This window comes from Rhodohalobacter halophilus (genome assembly GCF_001715195.1).
Classification (GTDB): Bacteria; Bacteroidota; Rhodothermia; order Balneolales; family Balneolaceae; genus Rhodohalobacter; species Rhodohalobacter halophilus.
The window spans coordinates 1-14276 of sequence record NZ_MDWE01000031.1; the positions used below are offsets into that span (position 1 = coordinate 1).

Annotated in this window: 16 protein-coding genes; 10 read left to right on the forward strand and 6 right to left on the reverse strand. The window is 45.8% G+C overall.

Annotated features, from left to right (window positions below; translation table 11 throughout):
* On the forward strand, positions 1–1478 hold a 1478-nt coding region (locus BG260_RS08995), incomplete at its 5' end, for a S46 family peptidase (RefSeq protein WP_141691563.1).
* On the opposite strand, the gene BG260_RS09000 is transcribed toward BG260_RS08995, so the two are convergent.
* Together BG260_RS09000 and BG260_RS09005 are read right to left on the reverse strand one after the other, a co-directional pair.
* The gene (locus BG260_RS09000; protein ID WP_218089752.1) at positions 1475–1951 is read right to left on the reverse strand and encodes a SixA phosphatase family protein; all 477 of its coding nucleotides are present in this window, start codon (positions 1949–1951) and stop codon (positions 1475–1477) included. The genes BG260_RS08995 and BG260_RS09000 overlap by 4 nt on opposite strands.
* Before the next feature lie 33 nt (positions 1952–1984).
* Positions 1985–3295 carry an MATE family efflux transporter gene (locus BG260_RS09005; RefSeq protein ID WP_069131862.1) on the reverse strand — a complete coding sequence of 437 codons (1311 nt, stop codon included), beginning with the start codon at positions 3293–3295 and terminating at the stop codon, positions 1985–1987.
* Between the two features lie 73 nt (positions 3296–3368).
* Here BG260_RS09005 and BG260_RS09010 point away from each other — a divergent pair, with 73 nt between their 5' ends.
* The 7 genes from BG260_RS09010 to topA all read left to right on the forward strand — a co-directional run bounded on the left by BG260_RS09010 (position 3369) and on the right by topA (position 9960).
* A complete protein-coding gene (locus tag BG260_RS09010; protein ID WP_069131864.1) occupies positions 3369–4028 on the forward strand; it encodes a class I SAM-dependent methyltransferase in 660 nt (219 codons plus the stop codon).
* 132 nt (positions 4029–4160) lie between these two features.
* Positions 4161–4637 (forward strand): hypothetical protein, encoded by a 477-nt coding sequence (locus BG260_RS09015; protein ID WP_069131866.1) that lies wholly within the window; start codon positions 4161–4163, stop codon positions 4635–4637.
* Position 4638: 1 nt separating this feature from the next.
* Complete coding sequence (locus BG260_RS09020) at positions 4639–5526, forward strand: hypothetical protein (protein ID WP_069131868.1); 888 nt, start codon at positions 4639–4641, stop codon at positions 5524–5526.
* Positions 5523–6077, forward strand: a complete 555-nt coding sequence (gene rsmD, locus BG260_RS09025; protein ID WP_069131870.1) for a 16S rRNA (guanine(966)-N(2))-methyltransferase RsmD — start codon at positions 5523–5525, stop codon at positions 6075–6077. The genes BG260_RS09020 and rsmD overlap by 4 nt, the downstream gene beginning before the upstream one ends.
* 81 nt (positions 6078–6158) lie before the next feature.
* Positions 6159–6653: a pantetheine-phosphate adenylyltransferase gene (gene coaD, locus BG260_RS09030; RefSeq protein WP_069131872.1), complete on the forward strand. Its 495-nt coding sequence runs from the start codon at positions 6159–6161 to the stop codon at positions 6651–6653.
* A 215-nt stretch (positions 6654–6868) separates the two neighbouring features.
* A complete protein-coding gene (locus BG260_RS09035) occupies positions 6869–7342 on the forward strand; it encodes a peroxiredoxin (protein WP_069131874.1) in 474 nt (157 codons plus the stop codon).
* A 71-nt stretch (positions 7343–7413) separates the two neighbouring features.
* On the forward strand, positions 7414–9960 hold the full coding sequence (gene topA, locus BG260_RS09040) for a type I DNA topoisomerase (protein ID WP_069131876.1): 2547 nt from the start codon (positions 7414–7416) through the stop codon (positions 9958–9960).
* A 296-nt stretch (positions 9961–10256) separates the two neighbouring features.
* On the opposite strand, the gene BG260_RS09045 is transcribed toward topA, so the two are convergent.
* Positions 10257–10844: a DNA-3-methyladenine glycosylase I gene (locus tag BG260_RS09045; RefSeq protein ID WP_069131878.1), complete on the reverse strand. Its 588-nt coding sequence runs from the start codon at positions 10842–10844 to the stop codon at positions 10257–10259.
* Positions 10841–11272 (reverse strand): YciI family protein, encoded by a 432-nt coding sequence (locus BG260_RS09050; RefSeq protein WP_069131952.1) that lies wholly within the window; start codon positions 11270–11272, stop codon positions 10841–10843. The genes BG260_RS09045 and BG260_RS09050 overlap by 4 nt, the downstream gene beginning before the upstream one ends.
* A gap of 101 nt (positions 11273–11373) precedes the next feature.
* Between BG260_RS09050 and mce the strand changes: the two genes are divergently transcribed.
* Both mce and BG260_RS09060 read left to right on the forward strand, forming a co-directional pair.
* Positions 11374–11775, forward strand: a complete 402-nt coding sequence (gene mce, locus BG260_RS09055; protein ID WP_069131879.1) for a methylmalonyl-CoA epimerase — start codon at positions 11374–11376, stop codon at positions 11773–11775.
* Positions 11776–11856: 81 nt separating this feature from the next.
* Entirely contained in the window at positions 11857–12288 is a 432-nt protein-coding gene (locus BG260_RS09060) for a hypothetical protein (protein ID WP_069131882.1), read from the forward strand.
* Positions 12289–12333: 45 nt separating this feature from the next.
* Here BG260_RS09060 and BG260_RS09065 read toward each other — a convergent pair whose 3' ends face one another.
* Positions 12334–13695 carry an alanine/glycine:cation symporter family protein gene (locus tag BG260_RS09065; RefSeq protein WP_218089753.1) on the reverse strand — a complete coding sequence of 454 codons (1362 nt, stop codon included), beginning with the start codon at positions 13693–13695 and terminating at the stop codon, positions 12334–12336.
* Positions 13696–13806: 111 nt separating this feature from the next.
* On the reverse strand, positions 13807–14274 hold the full coding sequence (locus BG260_RS09070; RefSeq protein WP_069131886.1) for a DinB family protein: 468 nt from the start codon (positions 14272–14274) through the stop codon (positions 13807–13809).
* Positions 14275–14276: the final 2 nt, after the last annotated feature.

The window sequence follows — 14276 nt, forward strand, 5'->3', positions numbered from 1 at the left end:
TCTTACGCGCCTACACCGCCAAAGATGGGAGCTCCGAGGCGTATCAGCCGGGGAATATTCCATTTCAGCCTGAAGCCTATCTGAAATTAAACAGAAGTGAACTTGCTGCCGGTGATCCGATTATCACCCTGGGATTTCCCGGCTCCACCTACCGGCTCGAAAGCAGTTACGCTTTTAAATATTATGAAAAGAGCCAGTTTCCCTTCCTCGAAAAAGCATTTCAGGCGTACCTGAACGGACTGGAATTGGCGGCTGAACGTAACCCGGCTATTGGTCAGCAAAGCGCCTCAGAGCGGGCGTCGATTGCCAACACACTGAAATATTTTAATGGGGTCAGGAAAGGGTTTGAACAGCACCAAATCACCAAGAGAAAGACAGATTTTGACCGCAGTTTTCAGGAGTGGGCTGAAGCTGATTCCCTGCGAAATCTCCGCTATGGCCGGGTGCTTTCGCAACTTAAACAGAGTTATGATATAGCAGACCAAACCGGAGATGTGCTCTATCTTACATTCTATGCCCTTCAGTTCAGCAAGGTGCTACAGGCCGCTACTCTTTTTGAGGATCTGGAAAACCGGCAGGATGAAGAGAGATGGAGTGCTGAACAAAGCCGGGAGCGGCTGATGCTTTTTGATTCCCACCGCCAACTTTTGAGCAGTGCAGTGGCTGTTGCAGAAAAAGCTATTTTAAAAGATTTACTTCATGCCATGGCAGAGCTCCCGTTCGAAAAGCGCCCGCTTGTGTTTTATCGCTTTTTTGAACCCGAAGAGAGCCATGAACTAAAACCGGAAATCGATGCCTTTGTAGAGCGACGATTCTCCAGCTCCGTTTTAACAGACACAACTGCTGCACGAAACCTTTTTTTCAATACCGAGAACCCGTCCGAAACTCTCCGGAAAGACAGTCTGTATGTTGTTGCCGCCGACATACGGGAGATGCTGGAACAGAGCAGGGAAAATTATATTCGCCACTTCCCCTACCTTCAGCCTGCTCAAGAACGATATGTTGAGGGCATCACAACCATGAGTGAACAGAAGGCATTTCAGGCGGATGCAAATTTCACCCTTCGTTTGAGTTTTGGTGAAATCATGGGTTTCAGTCCGGAAGATGCCGTCTACAAATTCCCTTTCACTTCCGTTGCCGGGATGGTTGAGAAACATCGTGGGAGTCAGCCCTTCAACCTTCCCGATCAGCTGCTGAAACACTATGAGTCTGAAACACAATTTCACAATCTCCCCGTCAATTTTTTATCTACGAACGATATTACCGGGGGCAATTCCGGCAGTCCGGCACTCAATAAGAATGGAGAACTGGTCGGGGTCGTATTTGATGGAAATATTGAAGGAATTGCCAGCGACTACTACTTTATTCCAAATCTTACCCGCGCCTTAAGCGTGGATGTCCGGTTCATTCTATTTATGATGGAAGAGATGGACAAAACTGAACAGCTGCTCAATGAGCTGGAGATTGTAGCCGACTAAAGCTCTTTCGGTGACATGACCCAAAGCAGCCTGCAAGATCGGTTTTCAAGATTTTTCCAGCTGCCCAGTTCCACCTCAAAACAGGCAATGGTTGCGGTAGGCACACGGTGGTCAAAGTATTCTGTTGCCAGGCCAGCCATGGCATCGGCAGTCATAGGATTGTGGCCAACAGTCATCACGGTTTGTACATCATCCGGAGCAGAACGAATTGTATTGACATAGTCAATCGAACTCCCGAAGTAGAGATCTTCATTCCAACTGACACGATTTAAATCGTAGTCCATACGACCGCAAACTGCATTTGCAGTCTCTTTTGCCCTTTTTGCAGGTGAACTGATCACAAGTTCAGGGATAATGCCCAACCCGGCCAGGTAATCGCCCATTCTGGGTGAATCTTCCTTGCCGCGCCTGTTCAGCGGGCGATCAAAATCGCGCAAGCCCTCATCTGCCCACGAAGATTTTGCGTGTCTCATCAGTAAAATTTTCCTTTTCATATCGATCTATATTCAAATTTCCTGTGGAACCTTGTTTAAAATTCTGGACGGCAGGTAAAGTGCGAGAACAGCACCTCTGACAATCATAAAAAGCACCATAGCCAGCCACAACCCGTGAATACCAATCATGGCCGTACCTATGTAGTAGGCCGGCAGGAAGAATACGAACGTTGCAGCAAGCATCGTATTCCGCATAGGAGCGGTTTCCGTTGCTCCAATGAACACTCCATCCAATATATAGCAAATACTGGATACCGTGGGAGCCATTACCGTCCAGAACAGCACTACTTTTGCCAGTTCTATCACTTCGGTGTTGTTCGTAAAAATCCGAAGGATTAAATCACCAAACAGACCGTAAGCCATAGAACCGATCAGGCCGAGCCCCAGCCCCCACCCCAAATTGTAATACACCGCTTTTTTCAACCCTTCCTGATTTCTGCGGCCTTTGTATTTTCCAATTAAACTTTCGGCCGCATAGGCAAATCCGTCAATTCCGTAAGATGCGACCATCCACAGCTGTAATAGAATAGTATTTGCTGCCAGAACAAGATCACCCTGTTTTGCAGACATTGCCGTAAAAAAGGAGAATGTAAATATGAGGCAGAGTGTGCGAATGAAAATATCCCGATTCACAGAAAAGTATCTGGTCAACTCTTCGGCATTGAATATTTCTTTTTGTATGAAGTGTGAGAGATAGCGCTTATATCGCTTCAAATAGAGGAAAACAGCAATACCAAGTGCCATGTAGGTAGAAATGAGTGTTCCGTACGCCACTCCATCCACATGCATATCCAAAACCTGAATGAAGAAAATATTCAGCACAATGTTGAGCAAATTGTGAACGATGGTGACGATCATGGGATATTTGGCGTTCTGCATTCCCAAAAACCACCCGTTCAACCCATAAAGGGCGAGAACACCGGGTGCTGTCCAGATGCGGATATCAAAATAGACTTTAGTGAATTCGGCAACCTCTGCACTGCTGTCGATGATCCACAGGCTAAACAGTGCAATGGGCGACTGAAGGAGAATAATCAGCAAACCCATAGACAAAGCAATAAGCTGAACGCGGGCCAGAATCATCATCATCCCTTCCCTGTTCCTTGCGCCATACTCCTGTGCTGTCAATCCTGTAGTACCCATGCGCAGAAATCCGAATCCCCAGAAGAGAAAGTTGAAAATCATTCCGCCAACAGCCAGTGCCCCGAGATAGAACACCTGATCCAGATGCCCCACAAGTGCCGTATCTACAACACCCAGCAGCGGCACAGACAAGTTGCTGATGATATTGGGAATGGCCAGCTTGAGTATATTTTTGTTCACAGAAAGTTGGTTACATTATTGGCAATTCAAGCAGACAAAGCTATCGTTTAATTTCAAGGAAAGAAACCGCAACATGGAACTCAGTTACTGGCTCAGCAGATGGAATAAGAATAAGATCGGGTTTCACATGCCGGAGGGGTACGCGTCTCTTCCCAAGCACCTGAATCAGCTGAAACTCCCCTATTTTAAAAATGTTTTGGTTCCGCTCTGTGGCAAGAGTCTCGATCTGCTAACCTTATCAGAGTATTTTGACCACGTAACGGGAGCTGAAATTTCTGAAAAAGCTGTTCTGGAGTTTCTGGCGGAACATCAGCCGGAACACACGAAAAGTACATTTGCTGATTTCAGTATCTACCGATCGGAATCGTTTACATTTTGGTGCGGTGATTTTCTAAAATTACCTCCTCGCAAAACTCCCCCGTTTGATCTGATTTACGATAAAGCAGCACTCGTTGCGCTCCCTCCTGAAAAACGCCCCGCCTACGCAGAAAAGATCCATTCATTCTGTTCGGAGCAAACAGCCATTCTTCTTCATCACTTCATCTACAACCAGGAGGAGATGCCGGGCCCTCCGTTCAGCGTTTCTGATGCAGAAATCAACCGGCTATTCGGGAAAAATTTTCAGACAGCGCTTCTTGAAAGGGAAAATCAGGACATTCACCGCTTCAAAAAGTTTGTGAAAAGAGGGCTAAAAAGTGGTTTATTAGAGCAATTCCTACTTCTAACCCCCTGAAAATGCAGCCTGAACATCAATATTTGTTAAGATTCGTTCTTAATCGAATATGAAGGTTGCATATCAAATTACCTGCAATTATTTTCTGATTCGCATTTTATTCCTATATCGTAAACCAACACATTTTCTCACATGGATTTATATACGCGCAATAAGATTTTAACAGTTGTTCTCGGGATCCTCATTATATTTCTCTCCTATTTCCTTTACCGCTCAATTGTTGATCCTTACCAGGAAGTGATCGAAGAAAGAGAAATGGTAGAACGTGAGCGTCACCGAATGGAGTTGGTTCGCGATGCACTGGTACAGTACAGAAATCGCCGTGGAAACTTCCCTCCAACCGATGGCGGACTCGACAGCCTGATTCAGTTTGTAAAAACTGATGAGTTTGTTGCTCCACGGGCAGATTCCCTTTTCGCTTTCTTGCCACCAAGCACATACAATGCCGATTCTCTTGTAGTTTCACCCCGGCCTCCACACAACAGGTTTGAATATACACTGAATGACACACTGCGCCCTCAAATCTATCTGCTGGAGAATCCAGGATCAGATGATAAGATTGGCGATCTTCAACGCACCACTCTGCTGAACGCGCCAAACTGGAATTAATATGGCTGGAGATGGTTCATGTCTCGGGGTTTCGTATGCCGACAACCACCTATTCTACTCGGTAAATGATCCTGAGACAGAGAATCATCTGAAGCACATCGGAAGTATAGACTTCAACTTTGATGTGCAGCAGGCGATTATAACGGGGGACAAAAAAGGGTTCCCCGCTCTTCAAACTTCTCTCGAAAACCTTAAAGAGACTTATGGCTGCTCAACCGTAAAAATTCTCTCACCCGCAGTTGAGGAGTGCTGGACAATCGTGCCTCGCTCTGTGTATGAAGATTCTGCTGAACGGGAAGCACACATCTCGCTTTTGATGCACGGGATAGACAGAAGCAGGATCGAAACCACCTGGATTCCTGTCAGCAATGTAGACTACAAACTTTTACTGCTGCGCAACCGCGAAGCGATGCAAGGATTCAACCATCTGCTTGGATCATTCCAAGACTCCGAATATGTGGCGGAGTTTGAAATCGGTGCAGACTGGCAGAATCACAGCCGCGAAAACGGGTCGTTCATGAAGGTTTACTGTCAAAAAAATTACATCTCCGCGGCTTCCTTCATTTTAGGAAAACTGAGAGGCTGTACATTTCTACGTTACGATACTGCGGACGATTTGCCATATCTCTGGAACCTGTATGCCGACAAACTGAGCTGGATGAACGGGTTGCACGACTCTGTTTACGTTTATGGAGAGTATGCAACACCGGTATCCGACGCATTAAACACTTTTTGGGGGGATGCCGGCAAAATTCAATCCATGAACTCATTAAAGATCATGGGTGTTGATGCTGACGAGAAAACGTATGGATTCAGGCTGGAGAGCGCCTATCCTGCCATTATAATGAGTTTAAATAAAGATGCTGAAATAGAAGAACCGGCAACATGAGAATTATCACCGGAAAACTGAAAGGGCGAACCATCCCCATCCCAAAAACAGACCTTCTTCGCCCCACATCCGACCGTACAAAAGAGGGGATCTTCAATGTTATTGAAGCGCGTACATACCTGGAAAACAGCCGCATACTCGACCTTTTTGCGGGGAGTGGAAATCTTGGGTTTGAAGCCATATCGCGAGGTGCCTCAACCGTACTGTTTGTAGATCAGGAGTCAGCACACATCAAACAGATTGAGAAAACTGCCAAGCAGCTCGGCGTGGAGGATCAAATCAGCACGCTGGTTCTCGACACAGAGCTTTTTCTGGAGAAGAAGGGTTTTGGGTCATTCGATTTCATCTTTGCCGATCCGCCATACGATTACTTCTGGATGATCGAAATGGTGGATCAAATTATGGAAAGCGACCTGCTCAAGGAGGATGGATGGTTTATTCTGGAACACGACAAGCGTCACGATTTTTCCGGCCATCCGCTCTGCAGATTCTCCAAGGCGTACGGCCGCACCATTGCAGCCATTTTCCGAAAAACGGCCGACGGGTTCTAAATTCCATCGCAAAACTTTTCAGAATTGGTGGAATAGCCCGATTATCTATACTTTAGCAGAAAATCTAACTCAACTTCTGCTATGGAACACACCGCACTCTATCCCGGATCTTTTGACCCATGGACCAACGGCCATCTTGACATTCTAAGCCGAGCCGTCAAAATGTTTGACAAAATCATTGTAACGGTCGCCGTCAATAACAAAAAAACGGCTGTATTTACCGGAGAGGAGAGGATTGAGCTCATACGGAATTCCATCAAACAGTACGATTGGTCCGACCAGGTGGAGGTCATCCAGTTTACCGGCCTTTTGATCGATCTGGCCCGAAAAAAGAGTGTAAATGTACTTTTGAGAGGTGTTCGCCAGATTTCAGATTTTGAGTATGAGTTCAGAATGGCACTGGCAAACCGCCGTCTGGCGCCGGAGATTGACACAGTTTTTCTGATGCCGGATGAACAGCTCACTTTTATATCTGCAACCATTGTTAAGGAGATTGCAGTGTGGGGCGGCGACCTCAGCAGTTTTGTACCCGATAATGTTGCGAATGCTCTCCATCAAAAATATGAAAAGAAGTAAGTTCCGCTTCTTCTGATTCGGGATCAAAACCCACACAAACTTGTACACTCGCCTGTTCTGCCTAACAAATTATAATCGAAAGTTCGTGTTTGCGACGTGCTAAAATTAATGTGTATTATAAAAGTCTGTCAGATTTTGACAGCGCACATGAGAACGATATTCAACCGGTTTGGAGTTATGTAACTCAACCAACCCCAAAAAAATTAGTTTGATAAATGATCTCAACAGGAAAAAAGATTGATACTGATTTTACGCTATCCGTTGTACAAAACGGTGAGGAAAAAGAAGTGAAATTCGCAGAACTGCTCACCCGACCAACCATTGTATCGGTATATATGAGAAATAACACCAGCGGCTGTGACAAGCAAAACCGAAGTCTTGCCGAACACGCTGATGAGTTTGACAAAAAGGGATACAACCTGATAGCCTTGAGCAAAGACACCTGCGGATCGCATAAAAATTACGCCGAAAAATTGGATATCAACTACATACTGGCTTCCGATCCGGAGTTTAAATTTGCAGAAGCAACCGATTCAGTTGTTGAAAAAAAGATGTATGGAAAAACATTCAATGCACCTTCCCGTTCTGCTTTTGTGATCGGCAAGGATGGAACTGTTCTCGGAATTATTGAAAAAGTAAATACCAAAGCGCACGCAGAAGAGCTGCTTGAACTGGTTGAAAGCCTGTAACAGAAACTCTCCGGTGCCTTTATCGTCGATTTCGAAAAATGAGGTCGGCAAATCTGAATTAAACTGCTTACATGAAATCATTAGTAATTGTAGAGTCCCCAACAAAAACGAAAACAATCAAGAAATATCTGCCAAAAGGATATGTGGTAGAATCTTCGATGGGACACATACGCGACCTCCCCTCATCTGCCAAAGAGATTCCGGCGAAGTTTAAAAAAGAGTCGTGGGCAAATCTCGGAATTAATGTAGACGATCGTTACGATCCGCTCTATGTGGTACCGGCCGGTAAAAAGAAGATCGTTACCAAGCTCAAAAAAGAGCTGAAAGAAGCTGACGAGCTGATTCTCGCAACGGATGAAGACCGCGAAGGTGAAGCGATCTCCTGGCACCTGACGGAGCTTCTGAAACCGAAGGTACCTGTGAAGCGGATGGCATTTCGTGAGATCACCAAAGAGGCGATTCAAAATGCTCTTGAGAATTTCCGAGAGATCGATATGAACCTGGTGCATGCACAGGAGACCCGCCGTATTCTGGACCGGCTTGCCGGGTACACCATCTCTCCACTCCTATGGAAAAAGATTGCTCCGGGCCTTTCAGCCGGACGTGTACAATCGGTAGCTGTTGGATTTTTGGTAGCCCGAGAGCGCGAACGGATGAAGTTCAGAAGCGCCACCTATTTTGACCTGAAAGCCCAGCTCTCGAAAGAGGGGGACAAAAACAAATTTACCGGAGACCTGACCCATCTGAATGGAAAAAGATTGGCCAGCGGTAAAGATTTTGATGAAAATACCGGCAAACTCAAAAAGCCCGATAGCGTAGTACTTCTCCACAAAGAGGATTCCGAAAAACTGCGAGATCTCCTCAATGAGGCTGACTGGAGCGTAACCGATATTGATGTTAAAACACAAAAACGGAATCCGGCACCGCCGTTCATTACATCCACCCTGCAGCAGGAGGCTAACCGAAAGTTTGGTTTCTCCGCTCGCGACACCATGAGTATTGCTCAGAAACTTTACGAAAACGGTTTAATTACCTATATGCGTACCGATTCGATGAATTTATCGGGACAGGCAATAAATGCTGCACGGAATGAAGTTGAGAAGCAGTATGGCGAAGAATACCTGTTTAAGCGAGTTCGCAATTACGGTAAATCGAAAGGAGCGCAGGAGGCTCACGAAGCCATTCGCCCTTCCGGATCAAGTTTTGTACATCCTGAAAAAGCAGGTTTAAGCGGTCGCCAGTTTAAGCTCTACGACCTTATCTGGAAACGAACCATTGCCACTCAGATGGCTGAAGCCAAGCTGGAATTCACGAATGTAACCATTACCGCAAAGAAAGATGATACGGAAGCCGATTTCCGGTCAGGCGGTAAGAAAATTCTGTTCCCCGGCTACTTCCGAGCATACGTTGAGGGCAGTGACGATCCCGATGCAGCGATTGAAAACCAGGAAATTTTCCTGCCTGAAATGAGCATGGATGAGTCGATTGATCTGCATGATCTGGAGTCTATCTCTCACGAAACCAAACCGCCGGCACGATATACCGAAGCAACATTGGTAAAAGAGCTTGAAAGTCGGGGTGTGGGCCGGCCAAGTACGTACGCAACAATTATCAGCACCATACAAGACCGCGGTTATGCCCGGAAAGACGGAAAAACGCTCGTTCCAACCTATACCGCATTTGCCGTAACAGAACTGCTTGAAAAGCATTTTCCGGAAATTGTTGACAGCGATTTCACCTCATCCCTTGAGGATAAACTGGATCAGATTGCCAATGGTAAGTATGATCCGGTGAAATACCTGGACGACTACTATAAGGGGGAGCACGGCCTGAAAGAAAAAGTTGACCAGCGTGAGGATAAGATCGATCCGCAGGAAGCACGGCTTCTGGATCTGCCAATTGAAGGCTTGAATGGCATGCAGGTTCATGTTGGACGCTACGGCCCGTATGTGAAAGGGGAAATTGACGGTGAAGAAGTGACAACGTCTCTCCCTGCTGATCTGGATCCCGGAGAGCTATCGGCTGAAAAAATCAGGGAGCTGATTGAGGCCGAAAAAGAGGGGCCGAAATCGCTTGGAGAACATCCTGAAAGCGGAGAGCCCATATTTGTACTCTCCGGCCGATTTGGCCCTTATGTACAGCTCGGAGAAGTTTCTGACGACAACAAGAAACCAAAGCGTGTTTCCCTGCTCAAAGGGATGAAACCCGCTGATGTCGATTTTGACCTGGCTGTTTCACTGCTTGAACTACCCCGAACGCTCGGAGAGCATCCGGAAACCGGAAAAGTTGTGAAGGCAGGCGTAGGGCGATATGGCCCTTATGTAGTCCATGACGGAAATTTCAAATCTCTGAAAAAGGATGACAACGTATTGACGATCGAATTGGATCGTGCAGTTGAGCTCCTCAAAGAGAAGAGTAAAGGACGGCGTGGAAGCTCCACTATAGCCGAGCTCGGAAATCATCCGGAGACAGATAAACCCGTTAAAGTGATGACCGGGCGTTACGGTCCATATCTGAAGTATGGCAAAAAGAACATCTCCCTGCCAAAAGATACCGAGCCTGAAAAAGTGTCCATGGGAGATGCCGTTCGGCTTATTGAAGAGAAAGGGAAGAAGTAGATTCAATTCCATTCAACTGTTTTAAAAGTCCGGTTTCATTATCGGGCTTTTTCTTTTTCCGCCTTGAAATTTCGATGGTGAGCGGGAGTGATTTTGTGAACTTTATGATTGTTGTTTGTGGATATACACCGCGTTGGTGTAAATAAAATTTCCGGCTGTTTATTTTTTAATTTACTCCTCCAAAACTGATTTGCAGCCGCGGATCAAACATCAATATCCCCATGCTGCAAGTCGGGGATTGAATGGAAAAGAATCATTTAGAACACTGAAGCGGTAAAATAGTTTTTACTGCAAAATCAGGACGTTAGCTCTCCATATCGAAAACAGCCTTTGGTATGGTCATTCACCAGTCCGCACGCCTGCAGATAGGCATAGATCGTTGTGCTTCCTAAAAAGGAAAATCCTCTTTTTTTCATCTCCCTGGCAATTTTATCTGAAAGTTCGGTTTTTGCCGGCACATCCCGTATTGACTCGGGTGCATTGACGATCGGGCGGTGATCAACAAACGCCCAAATATAGGAGTCATATGACCCAAACTGTTGTTGAATCTTCAGAAAAGCCTGTGCATTCCAAATAGCCGACCGGATCTTTTTATCATAGCGAACAATCCCTTCATTGTTCATCAGGCGAATTACATCCTCTTCCCCAAATTGAGCCACTGCTTCCGGATCAAAATCGGCAAATGCCTCACGATACGCTTCCCGCTTCTTTAATATTGTACTCCAGCTCAAACCGGCCTGAGCACTTTCCAGAATCAGAAACTCAAAGTGAATTCGATCATCGTGCACCGGTACTCCCCATTCACGATCGTGGTAATCGACATACTGCTGAAACGTATTTTCAACCCAGCTACATCTCTTTTTCCGGTCTAAGCTCGAACTCACTTCACCACCGATCCTTTTGCCAGCCACCAAGGTTTCACTTCCACCTGAAGCATTCCGGCCTGAACCATAGGATCTTCCGATGCCAGCTTCTCAGCCTCCTCCAGCGTTGCTACACTGTAAACAGAAAACCCTCGGATTTCACCGCCATCTCCCGTCGGTCCGTTCAGTACAATAATTCCATCTTCATAAAGTGATCCCAGGTAATTCAAGTGCTCCTGCTGAAGGCGCATCGCTTCTTCTTGGCTCTGAGATCTGTTCTCTCCGCTCTTCAGAAATACGATAAAATACTTCTGCATCGTCATCTCCTCCCCGGCCCATTCGTAAACAAATGTTTCCGGCACAGCTGTCGAATCTGAGTCTTGCGCTGATAATTCACTCATCACTCCTGCAGCTAAAAAGATGCCGGCAAAGAAAGTTAGTTTTTTCATCAAAGTTTCCATCGATTCAGGTTATGTTTGGTACACTGTAAAGTCCTATTTTATTCATCCGTAACGATGAATCCACGTTAAATGATAATAAATTCTTCACCATGCACATAGATCATATCGGTATTGCCGTCAAAAATATTGATGACGCCGTTAAAACATATGAGAAAATACTCAACACCAGCTGTTATAAGCGGGAAGTGGTTGAGGGTGAAAAAGTGGATACCGCATTTTTTCAAACCGGAGAGTCAAAAGTAGAGCTGCTTGGCGGTACTGCCCCCGATTCGGTCATCAACACTTTCATTGATAAACGGGGTGAGGGAATTCATCATGTGGCGTTTAAAGTGGATGATATTCAGGAAGAGATGAGTCGTTTAAAACGAGAAGGGTTTAAGCTGCTGAATGATGAGCCTAAACCGGGGGCTGACAACAAACTGGTGGCCTTTCTTCACCCGAAGGGAAACCATGGTGTTCTGGTGGAACTCTGCCAGAGTGTAAAAAAATGACGCTTTTTATGATCGCTTTCACATCATCTTAATTCTGCCGTACCTTTCACTCAGTTAATTTTTATTTCAAACTCTACTTCTATGCAAGACGGTGCCCGATTTTTTGCCTACGCAACCTGGTCAATCATGATTTCTCTGGCCATTATACTTTTTTCGAACCGATTTCTCGATTTTATCTCAGAACCGGGATGGATCGGAACGGTTATTCTCCTGGCTTTTGGTTTTCTCTACCTCAATCTGACGTTTGCTGCTGTTAAGCGATACATCCGAAAAGTACCGGCTCCCACCAACCTGCATATGTTGTTGGCTTTCCTCGTATTTCTCCCGCCCGCTGCCTGGATCATCATTTTTGCCGAAGCTATTACAACCACAGAAATTCTCATCGTCGCAGTACTTGCACTCTCCTGCGGACTCGGGATGGTTTACGGAAATCGTGCCGGTATTAAAGCCAGATATGAGTACGTTCAGGCTCTGAAGGAGAGACAGAAAGAGGCCGCCTCAAATTCGCAATAATTTTAAAAGGGTGGACAAAACTCCACCCTCACAACCGACCCTGAATCAATAGTGATCGAAATCACCTCTCTTCTTTCGGGCAAAGTAATCCTTTGAAGCTTCCACCACCTTGGGTGATAGCATCAATGTTCCGATCATGGTTGGAATCGCCATCATTGCAAACATACCATCAATCAGGTTTATCACCATATCAATGGTTGTGATAGACCCAACGAAGATAGAGAAGATGTAGAAGTAGTTGTAATAGTGTTTTCTGTGAGCTCCACCCAGGAAGTTCAAGCACTTTGTTCCGTAGTAGGAGTAGGTAAACATGGTTGTAATGCTAAAAATAAATACACAGATAATGAGCAGATAAGACCCAAAAACCGGGATTCCCGTGTCAAATGCCACGGCTGTCATTGTAATGCCGTCAACAGAGGTGTCAGTCCATGCACCGGTCATCAGCAGCGCAAAAGCGGTCATTGTACAAACCAGAAGGGTGTCTATAGCCGGTTCCAGCATTCCCACCAGCCCTTCGCGAACCGGTTCTCGTGTTTTTGCAGCACCGTGAGCCATCGCCTCGGTTCCGATTCCGGCTTCGTTGGAGAAGGCTCCTCGACGGATACCGTTTGAAATCACAACTCCAAGAGCACCTCCGGCAGCTGCTTCACCGGTAAAGGCGTCGCTGACAATCAGCCAGAAGTAATACGGCACATCGACAATATTATTGATGATGATGTAGACGACGGTCAGAACATAGATGAGAACCATCAACGGAACCAGACGTGCAGCTACATGCCCGATTCGTTTAATTCCGCCAAAAATAACCAGAGAAACCAGGGAAACCAATATCACACCCATAATGATGTCTGAAAGACGAAAACCGCTCTCCGTTAAAAATGAACCGGCCAGTATCATTGTGTTGTACCCCAACAGTCCATTTTCTGCTAAAATGGTATCGCGAACAATTTGAGTAAGCTGGTTGGACTGAAACATAGGAGTACACCCGATCAGACCTGCAATACTGAAAAAGATGGCCAGCGGCTTCCACTTTTTCCCCAGACCCTCGGTGATGTAGTACATCGGACCACCCTGAATTTTTCCTTCGGTATCTTTACCCCTGTACATAATTGAGAGCGTACAGGTAAAAAACTTGGTTGCCATCCCAACAATTGCCGTTATCCACATCCAAAAAATAGCCCCCGGGCCTCCAACGCCTAATGCAATCGCCACACCGCTTATATTACCCATGCCCACTGTAGCCGCAAGTGTACTGGAGAGTGCCTGAAAATGGTTGATATCTCCCGGTGCATCGGGATCTTCATATTTACCGGATAGAACCTCAATTCCATGTTTGAAGTTTCTGTAGGGCATAAATCGACTGAAGATCAGGAAAAAGATTCCGCCTCCAACCAGCAAAACAAGCATCGGAGTTCCCCAGGCGTAGTTCGCAAAATTGATAAACAGTTGTTCTAAAAATTCCAGAGCAGTACCTCAATACGGATTTAGTTTCGGGTAAGCTGAAAAGCCGTCGGCTACTCAGCGGGCAGATTGATACTGAGTATAATCAATCTTAGGCGGCTTAATATCACAATTTCTAAGAAAAAGTGAAATTTGCGCGCGATGAAATTCACCGTGAACAATCAAATGGTGGCAAATATGTTCGAGAACGGAACTCCTTTTTACCATTTTTTCGGTGTAATAATGTATTTCGGAAGAGAGGTCTACTTCATGATCTCCAATCAGGTCGAGCCATTTCCGGTTTAATTTCCGGGCTTTTCTTCGAAGATCTTTAGGGTTGTACTCATCCCACTTCTCAATCTCAGACACTGAGGTTTCTACCACGCGGTTATACCACACCTCCTGTATGTTTACAATATGAGCTAAAAAGGCACGGCAGGCGACTTCATCCCTGAATGGTGAGTGAGCCGTAAAGTGATCGAGAAGTTTTCGGGCACACCACAAATCGTAAGTAAAAAGCCACTGCAACTTCTGTCGTTGATTCATAT

Excerpts from the sequence above, each read along its gene's own strand:
- BG260_RS09015 (WP_069131866.1), top strand. The coding sequence starts at position 4,161 with ATGGATTTATATACGCGCAATAAGATTTTAACAGTTGTTCTCGGGATC.
- mce (WP_069131879.1), top strand. The coding sequence starts at position 11,374 with ATGCACATAGATCATATCGGTATTGCCGTCAAAAATATTGATGACGCC.
- topA (WP_069131876.1), top strand. The coding sequence starts at position 7,414 with ATGAAATCATTAGTAATTGTAGAGTCCCCAACAAAAACGAAAACAATC.
- BG260_RS09070 (WP_069131886.1), bottom strand. The coding sequence starts at position 14,274 with ATGAATCAACGACAGAAGTTGCAGTGGCTTTTTACTTACGATTTGTGG.
- coaD (WP_069131872.1), top strand. The coding sequence starts at position 6,159 with ATGGAACACACCGCACTCTATCCCGGATCTTTTGACCCATGGACCAAC.
- BG260_RS09035 (WP_069131874.1), top strand. The coding sequence starts at position 6,869 with ATGATCTCAACAGGAAAAAAGATTGATACTGATTTTACGCTATCCGTT.
- BG260_RS09050 (WP_069131952.1), bottom strand. The coding sequence starts at position 11,272 with ATGAAAAAACTAACTTTCTTTGCCGGCATCTTTTTAGCTGCAGGAGTG.
- rsmD (WP_069131870.1), top strand. The coding sequence starts at position 5,523 with ATGAGAATTATCACCGGAAAACTGAAAGGGCGAACCATCCCCATCCCA.
- BG260_RS09020 (WP_069131868.1), top strand. The coding sequence starts at position 4,639 with ATGGCTGGAGATGGTTCATGTCTCGGGGTTTCGTATGCCGACAACCAC.
- BG260_RS09010 (WP_069131864.1), top strand. The coding sequence starts at position 3,369 with ATGGAACTCAGTTACTGGCTCAGCAGATGGAATAAGAATAAGATCGGG.
- BG260_RS09060 (WP_069131882.1), top strand. The coding sequence starts at position 11,857 with ATGCAAGACGGTGCCCGATTTTTTGCCTACGCAACCTGGTCAATCATG.
- BG260_RS09065 (WP_218089753.1), bottom strand. The coding sequence starts at position 13,695 with ATGCTTGTTTTGCTGGTTGGAGGCGGAATCTTTTTCCTGATCTTCAGT.
- BG260_RS09000 (WP_218089752.1), bottom strand. The coding sequence starts at position 1,951 with ATGAGACACGCAAAATCTTCGTGGGCAGATGAGGGCTTGCGCGATTTT.